At 73.6% G+C, this 19,769-nt stretch carries 9 protein-coding genes; all 9 read right to left on the bottom strand.

Translation table 11 applies throughout. From position 1 onward, the window contains the following. Positions 1-75: 75 nt before the first annotated feature. Positions 76-10,896 (bottom strand): SDR family NAD(P)-dependent oxidoreductase, encoded by a 10,821-nt coding sequence (locus ACWCSV_RS17325; protein ID WP_451143003.1) that lies wholly within the window; start codon positions 10,894-10,896, stop codon positions 76-78. A 287-nt stretch (positions 10,897-11,183) separates the two neighbouring features. Next, positions 11,184-12,437: a methylaspartate mutase gene (locus tag ACWCSV_RS17330; RefSeq protein ID WP_451143005.1), complete on the bottom strand. Its 1,254-nt coding sequence runs from the start codon at positions 12,435-12,437 to the stop codon at positions 11,184-11,186. Continuing rightward, entirely contained in the window at positions 12,434-12,883 is a 450-nt protein-coding gene (locus tag ACWCSV_RS17335) for a cobalamin B12-binding domain-containing protein (protein WP_451143007.1), read from the bottom strand. The genes ACWCSV_RS17330 and ACWCSV_RS17335 overlap by 4 nt, the downstream gene beginning before the upstream one ends. Further along, positions 12,883-14,121: a type III PLP-dependent enzyme gene (locus ACWCSV_RS17340; RefSeq protein ID WP_451143009.1), complete on the bottom strand. Its 1,239-nt coding sequence runs from the start codon at positions 14,119-14,121 to the stop codon at positions 12,883-12,885. Before ACWCSV_RS17340 ends, ACWCSV_RS17335 begins: the two co-directional genes overlap by 1 nt. Continuing rightward, a complete protein-coding gene (locus ACWCSV_RS17345) occupies positions 14,118-15,644 on the bottom strand; it encodes an AMP-binding protein (protein WP_451143011.1) in 1,527 nt (508 codons plus the stop codon). Before ACWCSV_RS17345 ends, ACWCSV_RS17340 begins: the two co-directional genes overlap by 4 nt. Then, positions 15,641-17,209, bottom strand: coding sequence for an AMP-binding protein (locus ACWCSV_RS17350; RefSeq protein WP_451143119.1), 1,569 nt, complete (start codon positions 17,207-17,209; stop codon positions 15,641-15,643). The genes ACWCSV_RS17345 and ACWCSV_RS17350 overlap by 4 nt, the downstream gene beginning before the upstream one ends. A gap of 25 nt (positions 17,210-17,234) precedes the next feature. Beyond that, a complete protein-coding gene (locus ACWCSV_RS17355; RefSeq protein WP_451143013.1) occupies positions 17,235-17,486 on the bottom strand; it encodes a phosphopantetheine-binding protein in 252 nt (83 codons plus the stop codon). Between the two features lie 36 nt (positions 17,487-17,522). Further along, entirely contained in the window at positions 17,523-18,458 is a 936-nt protein-coding gene (locus ACWCSV_RS17360) for an ACP S-malonyltransferase (protein WP_451143015.1), read from the bottom strand. 65 nt (positions 18,459-18,523) lie between these two features. Further along, a complete protein-coding gene (locus ACWCSV_RS17365; RefSeq protein ID WP_451143017.1) occupies positions 18,524-19,441 on the bottom strand; it encodes a proline iminopeptidase-family hydrolase in 918 nt (305 codons plus the stop codon). Between the last annotated feature and the right edge of the window lie 328 nt (positions 19,442-19,769).

The following is a 19,769-nucleotide window of genomic DNA, read 5'->3' on the forward strand; positions in this document are numbered from 1 at the left end:
TGGGCGTGCGGTGGTGGTGCGCCGGAAGCGGATCGCCGGTGCCGGACGCGGCGCGGCGTCCGGCACCGGGGCGGGTCATCCGGGGGTACTGCGGCTCAGGGCGGCACGCACCAGGTCCGCCACGCCCATGGACTTGATGTCCATGGGCCGCTCGGCGGCGGCCTCGGCCGGTGCGGGTCCGGACAGTCTCAGCAGTCCGTCGAGCAGTCCCGCCTCACGGATCCTCGCGACCGGGATGCGGGCGATGAGGCTCCGCACCTCGTCGTCCGCCCGCAGGTCGGACTCCGGGGCGGCGTCCGGGGCGAACCGGTCGAGCAGGTGGTCCGCCAGAGCCGTCGGGGTGGCGTAGTCGAATATGAGGGTGGAGGGCAGACGCAGTCCGCTGACGGCGTTGAGCCGGTTGCGCAGTTCGACGGCGGCGAGTGAGTCGAAGCCCAGCTCGGTGAAGGCGCGTCGGGGGTCGACGGCCGCGGGTCCGTCGTGGCCGAGTACCGCGGCGACCTCGGTGCGGACCGCTTCGAGCACCGTGTGCCCGTGGTCGGCCTCCGGCAGCCCGGTCAGGCGCTCGCCGAGTGTGCGGGTCCGGTCGTCCCGCTCCGCGCGGGCGGTGACACCGGCCAAGGTGCGCAGCACGGCGGGTACGTCGTCACCGCGGCGGCGCAGCGCGGTGGTGTCCAGCCGGACCGGCACCAGGGCGGGAAGCCCGGACTCCAGGGCCACGTCGAACAGTTCCAGCCCTTCGGCCGGGTCGAGCGCGCCGATACCGGACCGTTCGATGCGCTGTACGTCGTCCCGGTCGAGGCCGGCTCCCATGCCGCTGCCGGCCCAGAGGCCCCAGGCGAGCGAGGTCGCCGGGAGGTTCCGGTCCGCGCGGTGGGCCGCCAGGGCGTCGAGGAAGACGTTGGCGGCGGCGTAGTTGCCCTGGCCCGTGGCATCGATGGTGCCGGCGGCCGAGGAGAACAGCACGAAGTGGGACAGGTCCCGGTCGAGGGTGAGCTGGTGCAGGTGCCAGGCGGCGTCCGCCTTGGGCCGGAGCACGGTGTCAAGACGCTCGGGGGTGAGGGAGGGGACCAGCCCGTCGTCGAGAACGCCGGCGGTGTGCACGATGCTGTCGACGGGGTGGGCGGCGAGCAGGGCGGCGAGTGCGGCCCGGTCGGCGACGTCGCAGGCGACGAGATCGGTGCGGGCGCCCAGGGCGGACAGGTCCTGGGCCAGTTCGGCGGCGCCCTGGGCGTCGGGCCCCCGGCGGCCGGCAAGGACGAGGCGGGTGACGCCGTGCCGGGTGACGAGGTGGCGGGCCACCAGGGCGCCGAGCCCTCCGGTGCCGCCGGTGACGAGGACGGTGCCCCAGGGGCGGCCGGCGCGCGGCGCGTCCGGTTCGGCGGCGCGTGTCAGACGCGGTGCGTGGGCCCGGCCGTCCCGCCACGACACCTCCGGCTCACCAAAGTCGAGGACCGCGGCCAGCGCGGCGCGGTCGGGTACGGGGCTGTCGGGCCCGGACCGGCCGACGAGGACGATCCTGCCCGGGTCCTCGGCCTGGGCAGCCCGCACGAGTCCGTGCACGGCGGCGTCGCAGAGGGTGCCGGCGGTGAGGACCAGCAGCACCGAACCGGCCCACCGCTCGTCGCCCAGCCACTCCTGGACGGTCACGAGGGTCGCGTCCAGCGTGGCACGCACCGCCCCCGGCAGCTGCTCCGCGTCGTGGTGCGGGGCGCGCACCGGCAGGACGACGACGTCGGGTGCCGGACCGCCGATCGAGGCCAGTCGGGGGTGGGCGGGGGCGCCGAGACCGGCGTCGTCGGGGCCGAGCACGGCCCAGGTGCGGCGCTCGGGGCGCCCGGCGGCGGCCGGCAGCGGTTCGCCCTCGGTGACGTAGAGGGAACGCGCACGCCCGGTGAGCCGGTCGGCCGTGACGGGGCGGGAGACGTAGGACTCGACGGTGGCCAGCGGCCTGCCCTCGGTGTCCGTCAGTTCGATCCGGGTGCCTTCCTCGCGCGGGGTGACCCGGACGCGTGCGGTGAGTGCCCCCCGGCCGTGCGCGGTGACGCCCGTCCAGGCGAAGGGGAGGGCGATCGTGCCGGCGGGGGTGCCCTCGCCGGGGTCCTCCGAGGCGAGGGACGTGGTGTGCAGGGCGGAGTCCAGCAGCGCGGGGTGCAGGGTGTGCCGGGCTGCGTCCTGCCGCGCGTCGGCGGGGAGTTCCAGCTCGGCCAGGACGGTGTCGCCGAGCCGCCAGGCGGTCCGTACGCCGCGGAAGACGGGCCCGTAGTCGTAGCCCTCGCCATGCAGGCGGGCGTAGAGGCCGGTGATGTCGAGCGGGACGGCGCCCGGTGGCGGCCAGACACCGTCCGCTGCCGTTTCCGTGCCGGTGAGGGCGCCGGTGGTGGTGAGGGTGCCGGTCGCGTGGCGCGTCCAGTCCTCGTCCCCGGGTGCGTTCCCGGGCCGGGAGTGGATCTCCACGGCGCCGTCGGGCCGCGCGGCGACCTGGAGGTGTACGGCGCCGTCCCCCGGGAGCGCCAGCGGAGCCTGGAGGGTGAGTTCCTCCAGGACGGGGCGGCCGGTCAGCCGGCCGGCGTGCAGGGCGAGGTCGACCAGGGCGGCGCCCGGCACCAGCACCGATCCGAGCACGGCGTGCTGGTTGAGGACAGGGTGGGTGGCGGTGGAGATCCGTCCGGTGAGCAGGGTTCCGCCGTCGCCGGGCAGGTCCAGGCGGGCGCTGACGAACGGGTGGTCGGAGGTGGCGAGCCCGTGCCCGGTGGCGTCGCCCCTGGCCGTGGTTGTCGGCAGCCAGTAGGGACGGTGCTCGAAGGCGTAGGTGGGCAGTTCGGTGCGGCGGCCCGTGTAGCCGTCGTACAGGACCGACCAGTCGACGTCCGTGCCCCGGGTGTGCACGGTGGCCAGCGCGGTGAGAAGGCCGGGGACCTGGGCTGTGTCCTTGCGGGCCACGGGTACGAACGCGGCCCCCGCGGCGTCGGGGAGGCAGTCCGGGCCCATGGCCGTCAGGACGGGTGCGGCGCCCAGTTCGAGGAAGGTGTCGACGCCCTGCGCGGCCAGCGTCCTGACGGCGTCGGCGAAGCGGACGGTCTGCCGTACGTGCCGCACCCAGTAGTCGGCGGAGCCCAGGTCGGCGGCCGTGGCCTGGACACCGGTGAGCGTGGACACGATCGGCAGGACCGGTTCCGAGGCCGGCAGGGCCGCCATGACCTGGCGGAACTCCTCCAGCATGGGCTCCATGCGAGGGGAGTGGAAGGCGTGCGAGACGCGCAGCCGCCGGGTGGTGGCGAAGTGCGCGGCGACGGCGGTGACGGCGTCCTCCTCCCCCGAGACGACCACGGCGCGCGGGCCGTTGACCGCGGCGATGCCGCACCGTTCGTCCAGCAGCGGCGCCACCTCCTTCTCCGTGGCCTGTACGGCGATCATCGCGCCGCCCCCGGGCAGCGCCTGCATCAGCCGGCCGCGGGCCGCGACGGCGGTCACGGCGTCCTGCAGTGACCAGACCCCCGCGACGTGCGCGGCGGCGAACTCGCCGACGGAGTGTCCGGCCAGCCACGCGGGCCGCACCCCGAACGACTCCAGCAGGCGGTGGAGGGCGACCTGGGTGGTGAACAGGGCGGCCTGGGTGTAGGCGGTCTGCTCCAGGACTCCGGGGTGGTCGCCGAACACGACCTCGGCGAGCGGCCGTTCCAGGTGCTTGGCGAAGAGTTCGGCAATGCGGTCGAAGTGTTCGGCGTAGACCGGGTAGCTGTCGTACCAGTCGCGGCCCATGCCGGGCCGCTGGGCGCCCTGCCCGGAGAACAGGTGGGCGAGGGTTCCGTCGGTGGCGGCACCGGTGACGAGCAGCCCGGGCGCCTCGTGGCCCCGGGCAAGGGCGTCCAGTGCTGCCGCGGTGCGCGGCTCGTCGGTGGCGAGGACGACGGCGCGGTGCGGATGGGTGGTGCGGGTGGTGGCGAGGGCCAGGCCGATGTCCGCGGGTGCGGTGCCGGTGAGGCCCCGCAGCCGGGCGGCCTGGCCGCGCAGTGCCTCGGGCGAGCGCGCGGAGACGGCGAGGGCGAGCACGGGCGGCACGGTGGCCGGGTCGGGCTCGGTGTTCTCCGGCCCGTCGGCGGTGAACTCCTCGAGGATCACGTGGGCGTTGGTGCCGCTGATCCCGAAGGAGGAGACTCCGGCGCGGCGCGGCCGGTCCAGGGCGGGCCACGGCCGCTCGTCGGTGAGCAGCCGCACCGCGCCCGCCGTCCAGTCCACCTGGTGCGAGGGCGCGTCGACGTGGAGGGTGCGCGGCAGGGTGCCGTGGCGCATCGCCATGACCATCTTGATGATGCCGGCGACTCCGGCGGCGGCCTGGGTGTGCCCCATGTTGGACTTGACGGACCCCAGCCACAGCGGCTCGTCGTCCGGCCGCCCCTGCCCGTAGGTGGCCAGCAGCGCCTGCGCCTCGATCGGGTCGCCGAGCGTGGTGCCGGTTCCGTGCGCCTCGACGGCGTCGACGTCGGTGGTGGTGAGCCCGGCGGCGCTCAGCGCGGCGCGGATGACACGCTGCTGGGAGGGGCCGTTAGGGGCGGTCAGGCCGTTGGAGGCGCCGTCGGAGTTGACGGCGGATCCGCGCACCGTGGCCAGCACCCGGTGGCCGTTGCGGCGGGCGTCGGAGAGGCGTTCGACGACGAGCATGCCGACGCCCTCGCCCCATCCGGTGCCGTCCGCAGCCGCGGCGAACGACTTGCAGCGGCCGTCGGAGGCCAGGCCACGCTGGCGGGCGAAGTCGACGAAGGTGTCCGGGGTCGACATGACGGTGACGCCGCCGACCAGGGCGAGGTCGCACTCGCCCTGCCGCAGTGCCTGCGCGGCCAGGTGCAGGGTGACCAGTGAGGAGGAGCAGGCGGTGTCGACGGTGACGGCAGGGCCTTCCAGTCCGAGGGCGTAGGCGACCCGGCCGGAGACGACGCTGCCGAGGCTTCCGTTGCCGAGGTAGGCGGCGAGGTCGTCGGGGACGTCGCTCAGCCAGGTGCCGTAGTCGTGGTACATGACCCCCGCGAACACACCGGTGCGTGAGCCGCGCAGGGCCGCCGGGTCGATCGCGGAGCGCTCCAGTGCCTCCCAGGAGACCTCCAGGAGCAGGCGCTGCTGCGGGTCCATGGCGGTGGCCTCGCGCGGGCCGATACCGAAGAAGCCCGGGTCGAAGTCGGCCGCGTCGTAGAGGAAGGCGCCCTCCTGGGTGTACGTGCGGCCGGGAGTGCCGGGCTCGGGGTCGTACAGGGTGTCCGTGTCCCAGCCGCGGTCGGCGGGGAAGTCACCGACCGTGTCGACGCCGTCGGCGACGACGCGCCACAGATCCTCCGGGGAGCGGACGCCGCCGGGGTAGCGGCAGCCCATGCCGACGATGACGACGGGGTCGTCGCTGTCGGCGGGGCGCGGTCCGGGGGCGGCTTCGCCGGCAGGCCGCGAGGTGCCGAAGAGGGTGTCCCGGACGTGGTCGGCGAGGGCACGCGAGGTGGGGTGGTCGAAGACGAGGGTGGCCGGCAGCCGCAGTCCGGTGACGGTGTTGAGCCTGTTGCGGAGTTCGACGGCGGCCAAGGAGTCGAATCCCAGCTCGGTGAAGGCCCGCCCGGGGTCGATGGCCGACGCGGAGTCGTGCCGCAGGACCGCGGCCACCTCGGTGCGGACCAGGTCCAGCACCGCGCGCTCCCGGTCGGCGGCGGGCAGGTCCGCCACCCCCCGATCCTGGTGGGGTGCCGTACGGGCGGCGGCCCGCCGGGTGACGGGGCGGACGAGGCCGCTCAGCAGAGGTGGCGGGCCGTCTGGCCGGCGGCGTACGGCGGCGGCGTCGATCTCCACAGGGACGAGGTGGGGTCTGCCGGAACGGATCGCGGTGTCGAAGAGCCGCAGGGCGTGTCCCGCGGACAGCCCGGGGACCCCGTACGCGGCCACGCGCTCCAGGTCCGCGGCGTCCAGCGCGGCGCCCATGCCGGTGCCGGTGGCCCACAGGCTCCAGGCGAGGGCGGTGGCGGGCAGTCCGTGCGCCGCCCGGTAGGTGGCGAGGGCGTCCAGGTACGCGTTGGCGGCGGCGTAGTTGCCCTGGCCCGGTCCGTCGAGGACGGCGGCGAGCGAGGAGAACAGCACGAAGTGCGACAGGTCCCGGTCGAGGGTGAGTTCGTGGAGGTGCCAGGCTCCGGCGGCCTTGGCGCGGAAGACCTCGTCGACCATGTCGTCGGTGAGGTTCTCGACGATGCCGTCCCGCACGGTGCCCGCGGCGTGGACGACGGAGTCGACCGGGTGCCGGGCCAGCAGGTCGCGCAGCGCCTCCCGGTCGCCGACGTCGCAGGCGAGCACGGTCACCTCTGCGCCCAGCGCGGTCAGTTCGGCGTGCAGCTCGGGGGCGTGTCCCCGCCGGCCCGCCAGAACCAGTCGGGTGACGCCGTGGGCACGCACCAGGTGACGGGCGAGCAGAGCGCCGAGGCCGCCGGTGCCGCCGGTGATCAGGACGGTGCCCCAGCCTGCGGCCTGCCGGGGCGGGTCCGCCGGGGCGGCGGCCAGCCGGGGCACGGCGAACCAGCCTCCGGCGAGCGAGAGTTCGGGCTCTCCGGTGGTGAGCGCCTGGCGCAGCTCGGTCTCGGAGGGCAGGGCGTCGTGCTCGACGAGGACGTAGCGGCCCGGGTTCTCGGCCTGTGCGGAGCGGACCAGACCGCGTACCGCGGCGTGGGCGGGGCTGCCGGGCGGGGTGACGAGGACGAGGCGGGTTCCCGCCGCCCGTTCGTCCGACTGCCAGGTCCGCAGCAGGCGCAGGGTGCGAAGCACGTGGGCGCGGGCCTCGGCGGCGTCGGCTCCAGCGGGACCGGCCGGGCGGTACACCACAGCGTCCGGAGCGGGGGCATCGAGCAGCGCGTCCACGGTACGGGCGAGCGCGTCGCCGGCCGGACCGTCGTCGGGGCGGGCGCCGTCGAGGACGGCGGTGCGCAGGTCCGCGGTGGCAGCCGGCCGGGCGTGCGGCGACCACTGCACGGCGTACAGGACGTCCTCGTCGGCTACCGGCAGGGAGGTCATGGCCTCTACGTCGGCCACGGGGGCACCGGTGGCGTCGAACAGGTGCAGGCCTATGGTGTCGCCGTCGCCACGGGTGATCCGTACGCGCAGGGCCGAGGCGCCGGTGGCGTGCAGGCGTACACCGGTCCAGGCGAACGGCAGCAGCACCTCGCCGCGCGGCGGGGCGTCGAGGTCGGCGGCGTGCAGCGCGGCGTCCATCAGCGCGGGGTGGAGTCCGAAGCGCTCGGCGTCGGTAGTGGCGTCCCCGGGCAGGGCGACCTCGGCGATGATGTCCTGGCCGTGCCGCCAGGCGGCACGCAGGCCCTGGAAGACCGGGCCGTAGGCGTAGCCCTGGTCGGCGAGGCCCGCGTAGACGTCCGTGGTGTCCAGGGGTACGGCGTCCGGCGGCGGCCAGGCACCCTGCTCGGTGACGGCGGCCGGCTCCGCGGTTCCGGCGCCGGCGAGCACGCCGGCCGCGTGCCGGGTCCAGGGCGCGTCCTCGCCGGCGCGCGCGTGGACGGTGACGGTGCGTCGTCCGGAGTCGTCGGGTTCCCCGACGGCCACCTGGACGGCGACGGGCTCGTCCGCCGCGAGCACCAGGGGGGCGCCGAGGGTGAGTTCCTCCAGCTCGGTGGCGCCTACGTGGTCGCCTGCCCGCAGGGCGAGTTCGACGAACGCGGTACCGGGCATCAGTACGCGACCGGCGATCACGTGGTCCGCGAGCCAGGTGTGGGTGCGGGTCGAGAGGCGTCCGGTCAGGACGACGCCCTCCGCGCCGACCGCGACCACGGCCGCCAGCAGAGGGTGTCCGGCCGCGACCTGCCCCAGGCGGGCCGCGTCGGCGCGGGTGCCCGGCTCCAGCCAGAAGCGGCGCCGCTGGAAGGGGTAGCCGGGCAGCTCGACGCGGCGGGCGCCCCGGCCGGCGTGGTGCCGGGCCCAGTCGACGGGAACGCCGCGGGCGTGGGCCTCGGCGAGCGCGGTGACGGCCTCGCGGGCCTCGGGCCGATCGCGCCGGAGCACCGGCAGGAAGGCTGTGCCGGGGGCGTCCGTGCAGTCCGGCCCCATGGCGGTCAGCACCGCGTCCGGGCCGATCTCCAGGAAGGTCCGGACTCCGGCGTCGGAGAGCCACCGCACGGCGTCGTGGAAGCGGACCGGGGCGCGGACGTGTTCCACCCAGTACTCGGGATCGCGCAGTTCGTGGCCGACGGGGGCCCCGGTCACGGTCGACACGACCGGCACGGTGGGTTCGGCGTAGTCCAGTACCCGCGCCACCCGGCGGAACTCGTCCAGCACCGGCTCCATCAGCGGCGAGTGGAAGGCGTGGCTGACGCGCAGTCGCTTGGTTTCGTGCCCGCGGGTGGCGAGTTCACCGGCGATGCGCTCGACGTCGTCCAGGTCGCCGGAGATCACGACGGCGGCGGGGCCGTTCACGGCCGCGATGGCCGTATGCTCGGTGAGCAGCGGCGCGACGTCGCTCTCGCCGGCGCGGACGGCGACCATGGCACCGCCTTCGGGCAGCGCCTGCATGAGCCGGCCTCTGGCCGCCACCAGGATGGTGGCGTCCTGCAGAGTGAGGACCCCGGCCACGTGCGCGGCGGCGATCTCGCCGACGGAGTGCCCGGCCAGGTGGTCGGGACGCATCCCCCAGCTTTCCAGCAACCGGTGGAGGGCGACTTCGACGGCGAACAGGGCCGGCTGCGCGTACTCGGTACGGTGCAGCAGCTCCGCGTCGGGTGTGTCCGGCCCGGCGAACAGGACGCTCTTGAGCGGCTTGGGCAGCTGGAGGTCGAAGTGGGCGCAGACGTCGTCGAGAGCGTCGGCGAACGCGGGGTACGCGGCGGCGAGTTCGCGGCCCATGCCGGGGCGCTGACTGCCCTGCCCGGTGAACAGGAAGCCGAGTTCGCCGCCCGTCGGTCCGGTCGCCGGGGTGCTGCCCAAGGCCACGGCGGTGAGTGCCGCCCTCAGTTCGGCGCGGTCGGCCGCGACGAGGACGGCCCGGTCGGGCAAGGCGGCGCGGGTGGTGGCCAGGGCATGGGCGAGGTCGGCCGGTTCCGCGGCGACGGCCAGTGGCAGCAGGTCGGCGGCGCGGGCCCGCAGGGCGGCCCCGCCGCGGGCGGACAGCGGGAAGACGAGCGGGACCGGGACACCGCCGGGGGCTTTACCGGCATCGCTCCCGGGGGTGGGGTGTGCCGCCTGCGGGTCCGCAGCCCGGACACCGGCCGGGTCCTCGGCGTGGTCCTCGGAGTCCGGCTGTTCCAGGATGACGTGGGCGTTGGTGCCGCTGACCCCGAAGGAGGAGACACCCGCCCTGCGGGGGCGGCCGGTACGGGGCCAGGGCCTCGACTCGGTGACCAGTTCCACGCTGCCGGACGCCCAGGCGGCGTGCGGAGTGGGGGCGTCGACGTGCAGGGTCGCAGGTACCTGACCGTGCCGCATGGCGAGGACGGTCTTGATCACGCCGGCCACGCCCGCGGCGGCCTGGGTGTGGCCCAGGTTCGACTTGACCGAGCCGAGCAGCAGCGGGGCTCCGGCCGGGCGGCCCTGCCCGTAGGTGCCCAGGAGCGCGGTCGCCTCGATGGGGTCGCCGAGGCGGGTGCCCGTACCGTGTGCCTCCACCACGTCGACGTCGGCGGGTTCGAGTCCGGCGACGGCCAGGGCCCGGCGGATCAGCCGCTGCTGGGCGGTGCCGCTGGGGGCGGTGAGCCCGTTGGAGGCGCCGTCCTGGTTGACGGCGGAGGACCGTACGACGGCGAGCACCCGGTGGCCGTTGCGGCGGGCGTCGGAGAGCCGTTCCAGGACGAGGACGCCGACGCCCTCGGCAAAGCCCGTGCCGTCCGCGGCGGCGGCGAAGGCCTTGCAGCGGCCGTCCGCGGACAGGCCCCGCTGCCTGCTGAACGCGGTGAAGACACCTGGCCCGCCCATCACCGCGACCCCGCCGGCCAGCGCCAGTGACGACTCGCCCTGCAGCAGCGAGCGGCAGGCCAGGTGGACGGCGACCAGGGAGGCGGAGCAGGCGGTGTCGACGGTGACGGCCGGTCCCTCGGTGCCCAGCACGTAGGCGACGCGCCCGGAGATGACGCTGGAGGCGTTGCCGGCCAGCAGATGGGCGTCCAGTCCGTCCGGCGCGTCGTGCAGGCGCGGACCGTACTCCTGCACCTCGGCCCCGAAGAACATGCCGGCCGCCGTTCGGCGCAATGTGGTGGGGTCGATGCCGGCGTCCTCCAGTGCCAGCCAGGAGGTCTCCAGGACCAGCCGCTGCTGCGGGTCCATGGCCATCGACTCGCGCGGGCTGATGCCGAAGAACTCGGCGTCGAACTCGGTTGCCGTGGCGAGGAATCCGCCGGCACGGGCGTAGGAACTGCCGGGGGCGTCCGGGTCCTCGTCGAACAGCCGCTCCAGGTCCCAGCCCCGGTCCCGGGGGAAGTCCGAAAGCACTTCGCCGCCGTCGGTCAGCAGGCGCCAGAGGTCGGCCGGGGTCTCGATGCCCCCGGGAAAGCGGCAGCCGATGCCGACGATCGCCACGGGTTCGTCGGTGGGGCCGTCACCGGCCGGCACCGGCGCGGCCTCGTCGGCGGCACCGTCACCGGGCAGCAGCCGGTCGGCGAGATCGCGCACGGTGGGGCAGTCGTAGGCGAGGCCGACCGGCAGGTCGAGGCCGGTCCGCTCGGTCAGCCTCCGGTGCAGGTCCACCGCCGCGAGCGAGTCGAGCCCCTGTTCCGCCAGCGGTACGGAGGGGTCCAGGGTCTGGGACGTGCCCGGCCTGGCCGCCTCGACCGCCTCGGTCACGGCGGCGCGCACCAGATCCGTCACGAGTCTGCGGTGCTGCGTCGGTGCGGCCTCGGCGAGCAGTCGTGCCAGGGCTGATTCGGATCCGGGCCCGTTCATCCACGCATCTCCACCTTCGACCGACATCGTTCCCACCTTTTTCCACACGGTAATGACCGCTCTTGAAGGCCCCACACCCTTAGCCACCCCTAAGGGCTGTCCCGCAATTCCTGGTGGATCAGCGAACGGCGTCGGATGCGGTGCATCGCAGGGCGGAGAGACGCCCGAATACTGGATGTATTCGGGTGTTTCGACGACGCGGCGAGGTGCCGTATCCGTCGTCGGGCGCCCGCCAGGAATTGCGGGACAGCCCTCGGGGGCCGGGCCGGTCCTGGCTGATCTCCGGTCTACTGAAGGGCGTTGTGATCGTCGAACGAACGCCGGACGTAGGCGAGGGAGGCGAGCAGTTCCGCGGAGGTGACGGTGTGGGCCGGGCGCGCGTCGACGGCACCGGACAGCGGCATCTTTCCCACGTCGGACCAGCGCAGCCGGCCGTCCTCGGCTATGTAGCTCCGGCTCAGTCCGGCATTGTCGGGATGCAAGCAGTAAGGCACGTCCAGCCGGCCCTCCGAGAATGCCTTCAGCAGCGCGGTGCCGAGGTCGTCGTCCAGGTTCAGCACCGCGTCGACCAGTGCGTACGCCTCGGCGTACGTCTCCGTCCCGGTGCCCTCCAGAGGGTCCCGGACGGTGCGCGTGGCGACCGCGGCCGCGTATTCCAGCGCGGCCACGTTCTCCGCCACCGACGGAATACGCCGGGATTCCGCGACGGTTTTCACGATGAGACGCTCGGAGCCACTCGCAACGGCCAGTTCGGCGGCCTGGGCGAGCAGTCGGCGGGCACCGTGCACGGTTTCCGGGAACAATCCCATATAGGCGTAGACGACTACGTGCCATTCGGTGTCCGAAAGGAACCGACTGCACAGGCTGCGTAACGCCGCGACCGCTTCGGAGTCCTGACGTCGATTCGTCTGCTGGGCGTAACTCACTGAAATGCTCCGGATTCCGTGCCGACGGAAGAACAACGCCTCGAGCACGCTCACCGCGACAAGCAGGCCGGGCGGGCAGAGCTGGCCGAGCACGCATCCCCCGAACGTCTCCAGGTGCGGTTCGGCGCCGGTCCGGCGGAGCGTGGCGAAGTGTTCGCAGGATTCCGTCCAGTGGGCGACGGACTCGCGCAACGGGACTCTGCCGTACGGGAGGCAGTAGGAGACGGGCCCGCCCTCCGAGGCGTCGAGCCCCACCGCCGTCAGTGCCCGGAAAATGTACTGGGGCGCCGCCGAGCCGTGCCGCACCTGCACCGGGAAATCCGGCCCGTGGATGCCGTCCAGAACCCCGCGCGTGGTGGTCGTCGCATGGCTCACCAGCGGATAGCCGTTGAGGTCGGCCCCTTCGAGAACCGCGAGTTGCGCCGACTCCAGGTCGCCGACCCGCGTGTAGCTGTCCAGCGTGAGAGTGCCGACCGTCGTCGCGTCGGCGTCCCGGGTGGCGAGCAGCCCGGCGCGCATGCGCTGCGGGCTGCTCATTCCCATCCGGGGCTGCACGACCAGCCGGCCGGCGTCGTGAGCCCGGCGCACGAACGCGCCGAATCCGGCACCGGTCACACCAGGGCCCGCTGGGGCAGGGCGTCGAGCATCCGGCGGAAGGCCGCGATGCCGTCGGCCGACTCCTCGAACACCTCGTCGAAGCCCGCCGCGCGCAGGGCGGCCGTCTCCTCGTCGCCGCAGGGCCCGGCGATGCCGAGCTTGCCGCCGATGACGACGGACACGCCGCTGAGGCCGGGGTGCTCACGCAGTCGGGTGACGGTGCGCATGCCGTCCTGGTAGCCGTGTCCGTTGACGCTGCTGATCACGATCAGTGCGGGGTCGTGCGCGAGGGCCTCGCCGATCAGCAGGTCTTCGGGGACGCAGGGGCCGAGGTTGACCACGCGGTGGCCGTGCTCCTCCACGAGGAGCTGGAGGTAGACCAGATTCCAGGTGTGCGAGTCGGACATGCCGCCCGCCACGAGGACGGGCTGGTCGCCGGGGGCGGGGGTGAGGGGATCGCTCATCACAGGGCCTGTCCGTGTTCGTAGGTTCGGGTGTGCTGGATGCGGGAGACCGAGACGAGGTCGTCGCCGCGGACGACGATCTCCGTGGGGGCGGGCCTGCCGAGGAACATCAGGAGGCTGGCGGTCGGCCCGTAGGAACCGGCGTTGGGGACGGTCAGCAGGTCGCCGGGGGCCGGATCGGACAGCGGGACCTGGCGTCCGAGCAGATCGCCGGGCGTGCACAGCGGTCCGGCGAGCTGGACCGGTATTCCGTCCGTGCCGACGGACTCGTGCGGCTCGATGGAGACCGGCAGGATGCGGCCGAGGCCGGACATGCCGCCGAAGGTGTTGATGCCTGCGTCGAGGACGACGTAGCGGGTGCCCCGGCTGTCCTTGACGTTGACGACGCTCGTGAGCAGGGTGCCGCTGTCGGCGACCAGATACCGCCCCGACTCGCAGGCGATGCGCGGGGCGCCGTCGCGCCAGCCGGGGAAGTGCTCGTCGAGCGACGTGGCCAGGGTTTCGCGCAGTTCGCCGTAGACCGGCCGCCGCCCCTGGACCGCGTACGGTGCGGCGAAACCTCCGCCGAGGTCGACGATGCGGAAGTCGACGCCGAGCTCCCGCTGGAGTGCGGCGGCGGTGGCGATGGTGTGCCGGAACTCGGCGATGAGGCTCGCCTCGTCCTTGGCGTTGCTCAACGGGAAGAAGTGCAGGCCGACCAGGGCGGTGCCGGGTACGTCGCGCAGTTCCGCGGCGAGGCCGGCCAGGGTCTCACCGTCGAACCCGAACTGTGAGGGCACCCCCGTCATGCGAATGCTGGTCGCGGCGGCGCCGGTCGGGTTGTTGACCCGGATCAGGCAGTCGGCTGTGATGCCGAGCCGCACGGCCGTGTCGCCGACGTGCCTCAGGTCGCCGGGTGACTCCACGGAGAACGTCCGCACGCCCCGGGTCATCGCCTCGGCCAGCTCCTCGGTGGTCTTGCCGGGGCCGGTGTACAGAATCTCGGTCCCCTCGTAGCCGGCCCGCAGGACGGCGTCGAGTTCCCCGACGGAGCTGATCTCCGCACGGCAGGCCCGGGGCCCGCCGGCCCGCATCTCGCGCAGGATCTCGGGGTGCGGGTTGGCCTTGGCCGCGTAGTACACGGCCACCTCGTCGGGCAGAGCGGCGAACAGCTCGTCCCGCGCCGCCGCGACCCGGTCCAGATCGTAGACGTAGGAGGGGGTGCCGAAGCGCCGGGCGAGGTCGGTGGTGCCGGTCACGGCGTGGTTCCTTTCAGAAGGCTGAGGAGCTGCTTGCGGTCGTGCTTGCCGTGTGCGGTCAGCGGCAGTTCGTCGACGACACGGCTGACGCCGGGCACCTTGGCGGGCTCCAGCCGGAGGGACAGTTCCCGCAGCAGCACGTGGGGGTCGATGCTGCCCTCGGCGAAGACCGCGAGATCGCGGCCGGGCGCGGGCGGCAGGACCGCGGCGGCCCGGACACCGGGTACGTCCGTGGCCGCGGCCTCGATCTCGGTGGTGCTCATGCGGACGCCCTTGTGCTTGAACATGTCGTCCCGGCGGCCCTCGTAGTACAGGTACCCGTCCTCGTCGACGTGTCCGAAGTCGCCGGTGTGCAGACGTAGTCCGCCGTCGGGCGCGGGCCGGAAGGCGTGTGCGGTCTGCTCGGGCGCGCGCCAGTAACCGGGCATGACATGGGGGCCTTCGACGACGATCTCCCCGGTCTGCCAGGGCGGCAGCGCGTGGCCGTCCTCGTCGACGGCGAAGGCCCGGGTGCCGGGCAGCGGCCGGCCGACGGACTCGGGCCGGAGGTGCTGCTGGTCGGGCGGGAGGACGGAGACGCGCTTGCACTCGGTCTGGCCGAACTGGATGACCACCTCGGATCCGGGGAAGGCCGTGCGGAGCCCGTCGGCGGTGGGCTTCGGCAGCGCGGCACCGGTGTTGGTGAACATGCGGACGGTGGAGTCCTGCCGCGGTTCACGTTCGGCCAGCGCGCAGATCATGGTGGCCAGGGACGGCACGATGGGGACCACCGTGGCTCCGGTCTCCCGGATGCGGCGCAGCAGTACCAGGTCGGACTCGCCGTCGGCGAGGACGATCTCGCTGCGGCCGGCCGCGGTGAGCAGCACCTTGTAGAGGCCGTAGTCCCAGGAGATGGGGAAGCGACAGAAGACCACGTCGTCAGGGCGGTAGCCGAGTTCGAGGTTGATGGCCTCGGTGGCGAAGACCATCCGGCCGTGCGGGCAGACGACGGCCTTGGGGGCCGCCGTGGAGCCGGACGTGTAGACGAGGACGGCGAGGTCGTCGGCGTGGACGGGGGCACCGTCGCCGCGGGCCTCCTTGTCGCGCAGGTCGGTGACCGCCTGCCAGACCTCGTCCAGGCCGAGGACGGGGACCCGCGCGGCGAGCGCGGTGACACGCGACACGGCGGCGCCGCCGACGACCACCAGGGACGGCTCGGAGTTCTCGACGACGGCCCGGAGGTGGTAGTCCTTCATCCCCGTGTTGACGGGCACGAGGACGGCGCCGCGGCGGGCGGTGCCGTACAGCAGGGCGACGAGCTCGCGGGTGCTGGCCAGTTGCACCAGGACGCGGTCGCCGTGGCCGATGCCCCGGGCCTGGAGCCACGCGTCGACGGCGTGACTCCAGGCGGTGAGCTCCCGGTAGGTCCATCGCCCGGTGGCATCGGAGACGGCCGCCGCGTCGGGGTGCCCGGCGGTGGCCTCGTCGAGCAGGTCGTGTATCCGGGCATCGGTGCGGGCCTGCGCTGTCGGTCGACCGTTCACTGCGACTCCTGCCGTCCTTGGGTCCGGGTCCCGGCCCCGGCGGGCTGCTGTCGCAGGGCCGCGGCGCGGGAGGTGAGCTTCCTGCGGTCGGTCTTGCGGTTGGGGCTGAGCGGAAGCGCATCCAGATGGTGGTAGGCCCGGGGGACGACCGCGGCCGGCAGCAGTTCCCGCAGGTGACGGGCGAGCCGGGCGGGCTTCACCGGTTCGCCGGTGTGGAAGACGGCGAGTTCGACGGTGCCGTCCACGGGGACGGCGACGGTCACCGCCTCCTCGACGCCCGGGCAGGTGCGTACCGCGGCGTCGACCTCGGCCAGTTCGGTCCGGATGCCGTGCACCTGGACCTGGGCGTCCAGGCGGCCCAGGAAGAGCAGACCGTCGCTGTCGGTGCTGCGGACCCGGTCGCCGGTGCGGTAGTAGCGCAGGCCGTCCCGTTCCAGGAAGCGCCCTGTGTCGTCGGCCGGGTCGAGGTAGCCGGGGGTCAGCTGGGGCCCCGCTATGCACAGTTCGCCCTCGCCGGTGGTGCTCGGCGAGCCGTCGGCGTCCAGCAGCAGCACCGCGTGCCCCGGGTGCACGTCCCCGATCGGCACCATCGCGTGCAGGTGGCGCCGGCCCGGCCGCCACCGGTGGGCGGTGACCGTGATGGTCAGCTCGGTCGGTCCGTAGATGTTCTCCAGCACGGTTCCGGACGCCGCGGCCGCCCAGTCCTCGGCGTCCCGGCAGCTGAGCGCCTCCCCCGCGAAGAAGCTCCGGCGCAGCGAGGACAGCGCACCGGGGGTGAGGCCGCCGGTGCGCCGAACCAGGGAAATCGCGCTGGGCGTTGAGAACCACACGCTCACCCTCTGCTCGGCCACGAACCCGGGCAGGCGCGCGTACTCCCGCGCCGGGACCGGTACGACGGTGGCTCCGGCCCCCCAGGCGCAGAACAGGTCGAACATCGCGCAGTCGAAGTTGAGGTCGAAGGTCTGCGAGAAGACGTCCTCGGGGCCGAAGTCGTACCGCTCGTCGAGCAGCGAGAAGTAGTGCGCGGTGTTGGCGTGGGTGACCGGCACTCCCTTGGGCCGTCCGGTGGAGCCGGAGGTGAACAGCACGTAGGCGATGTCGTCGGGCCGGGCGGGCACCGGTGCCTCCAGCCCGCTGCCGGGGTCGACGGCGAGCGCCGGCATCGGCTGCCCGCCCGGGGCGAACAGGGTGGGCAGGCCGAGGCCGTCCTCGTACAGCGCGGTGAGCGCGGGCAGCGCGTCGTCGTCGGCGATCAGGGCGCCCACTCCGGCGGCCTCGATCATCTGCCGGGTGCGGGCGGCGGGGAACGCCGGCTGCAGAGGGACGACGGTGATGCCGCTGTAGAGGCCGGCCAGCAGGCTGGGGTACGCAGACGCTCCCTTGCCGGCGAGCACGCCCACAGCGGGTGGCCGGCCGGGAAGACCTGCCAGCAGGGAGCCGGCGAGCAGGAGGGCCCGCTCGTGCAGCTCGCGGTAGGTGAGGATGGTGCCGTCGGCCCGCAGCGCGGGCCGGTCGGGCGCCAGGGCCAGCCCGCGCAGGAACCGTCCGGACAGGGCTCCGTCCATGGTGGCGTCCAAGGGGTCCGTCCCGTCAGCTCGTGGTGCGCTGGAGCATGCCCTCGACGGTCTCCCACAGCGTGCCCGCGCTGCGGAAGGTGCCCATGGTCAGCGCGCTGTCACGGAAGCGCACCTGGTAGGCGTCCTCCAGCGTGCCGAGCAGCTGGACCATGCCCAGCGAGTCCAGGCCGAGGTCCTTCAGCTCGTCGTCGGTGGTCAGCGGCTCCTGCGGGGGCAGGAACGGCAGGAAGGTGCGGAGTATGTCTTCGAACTGGTCGTCCCACATGGGGGTGCCTCCTGCGGATAGGGCGGATCGGACGGTTCAGGCGGCGCGTGCACGGCGCCGGGGGGTCATGGCCAGGCGGGGGTGCGCGGCGACGACCTCGAAGGTGCGGGTGGTGCGGGGGAGCCGGCCGAAGAGACTGTCGGGCCCGGCGACGCACATCCGCCGGACACCGGCGTCCCGCAGGGCCGTGGTGACGCTCGGCCAGTTCATGGGGTGGTCGAAGCTGTCGAGCAGCATGGTGCGGACTTCCGCACCGGTGTGCAGCAGCCTGCCGTCCTGGTCGGCGACGACTGGAAGGGAGGGATCGGCGAAGGTGTAGCGCGAGATGACCTCGCGTTCCGCCTTGGCACGCAGCGGCGCGAACGCGGAGGCGTGCATGGGGGGACGCATGGTGTACAGGGGAAGGCTGCCGATGCCGCGCAGCCGCTTCCGCATCCACTCCACGCGGTGCTCGGCAAGGGAGACCATCCAGAAGCCGTCGTCGACGTGGCAGGAGATCTCGTGCCACTCGCCGGCCTCGTCGAGTTCGGCGAGGATCGGTTCCAGTTCCTCGCTCGGGGCGCGGACGAAGGACAGGGTGACGATGTCCTTGTGGTGTTCGGCGAAGTACGACTCGAGGCACCGCGCGATCCCGGCGGTGAGCCGGACCGCGTCGGGCAGTTCCAGGGCGCCTGTGTAGGCGAGGGCGGCCTTCTCCCCGAAACTGGGACCGGCCACGATGTCGGGGACGACGTCCAGGTGCTCGGTCGCCCAGTACGCGCTGGCCAGGCAGTTCACGAAGAAGGCGACCTGGGCGGCCTCCGAGTAGTCGCCCTCGGAGCGGCGGAAGGCGTCCACCAGCGAGTAGCCGAGGACGTCGTCGGCAACGGCGACCAGGTCCCGGGCCACCGGGTTGGCCACCATGAAGCGGCCCACCTCGGCGAAGGGGACGGGCCCCATGCCGGGGAAGACGAGAGCGGTGTCGTACGCCATGGCGGTGTCCCCGCCCCCTCTCACAGTGGTCTGCGACGCCCGGACCGGCGTCGTTGCGCGGCGTGTCACAGGCCGGCGAGGAAGTCGGTCAGCACCTCGAAGAACCGGTCCGGTTCCTCCAGGTGCGGCAGGTGGCTGGACTCCTCGAAGATCTCCCAGCGGGCCCCGGGGACTAGGTCCATGTAGGGCTGGACGACGGCCGGGGTGGCCTCGTCGTGGCGTCCGCTCAGGAGGAGCGTGGGCGTCCTGATGGTGTGGAGTTCGTCGACGATCGACCAGTCCTTCAGGGAGCCGATCACGTGGAACTCGGTGGGGCCGTTCATCGCGTAGTAGACCGTCGGGTCGTTGTAGATCTCCATGAAGGAGGAGAGGAAGTCGCGGGGCCACGGGGTGAGGCGGCACACGTGGCGGTCGTAGAAGACCCGCATCGCGGCCAGGTATTCCTCGGACTCGTAGGTGCCGGCCCTCTCGTGCCGCACCAGGGCCTCCTGCACGTCCGGCGGCAGCGCGGCCCGCAGCCGGGCCATCTCCTGGAGCCAGATGGGGTACGAGGCGGGCGCGTTGGCGACGACCAGACCGCGGAGGCCGGGGGGACGGCCCATCGCGTGCCGGGCGCTCAGCGGGCCGCCCCAGGACTGGCCGAACAGGACGTAGTCGTCGGCGATGCCCAGTTCCCGCACGAGATTGTCGAGTTCGTCGAGGAAGAGGCCGACCGTCCAGAAGTCCGGTGCGCTGTCCGGTAGGTGGGTGGAGCCGCCGTTGCCCAGCTGGTCGTAGTGGACGACCGGCCAGCCTCCCTCGGCGAGGCGTGCCAGCGGCAGCAGGTAGTCGTGCGTGCTGCCCGGGCCGCCGTGGACGACGACGACCGCGGGGCGTCCCGCCCCGAGCTCCCCGGTCACGCGGTACCAGGTCCGGTACTCCCCGAAGGGGACGGTGCCCTTGACACCGGGTGCGAGACCCTGCGCGCTGGGATTCGGGGACACGCTGATCACCTCTGATGGGCTGCGGAGTGCGGCGGACGTCCGGTCAGGAGACCGGCCCGGGACCGCGGAGCGTGTGGTGCTGGGCGAACCGTGCTTCCGCCGTGGTCCGCAGCCGACGCTAACCGTCGGCCAGACGTTCGACGGACCCCTAACCGCCCCTAGTGGTACGGGGAGTGACGGGGGCCACGACCGCACGCTTCACAGGGCCGCGCCACTAGGGGCACCTAGGGGTGGGCCGCCCCGGGCGCCGCTCCTTAGCGTGCGGGAAACGGCCGGCGGAAACCGTGCCGGCGCCGGGTCCGGAGCCCCTCCCCGGGGGTGAACGGCG

It is taken from the genome of Streptomyces sp. NPDC001770 (genome assembly GCF_053596135.1).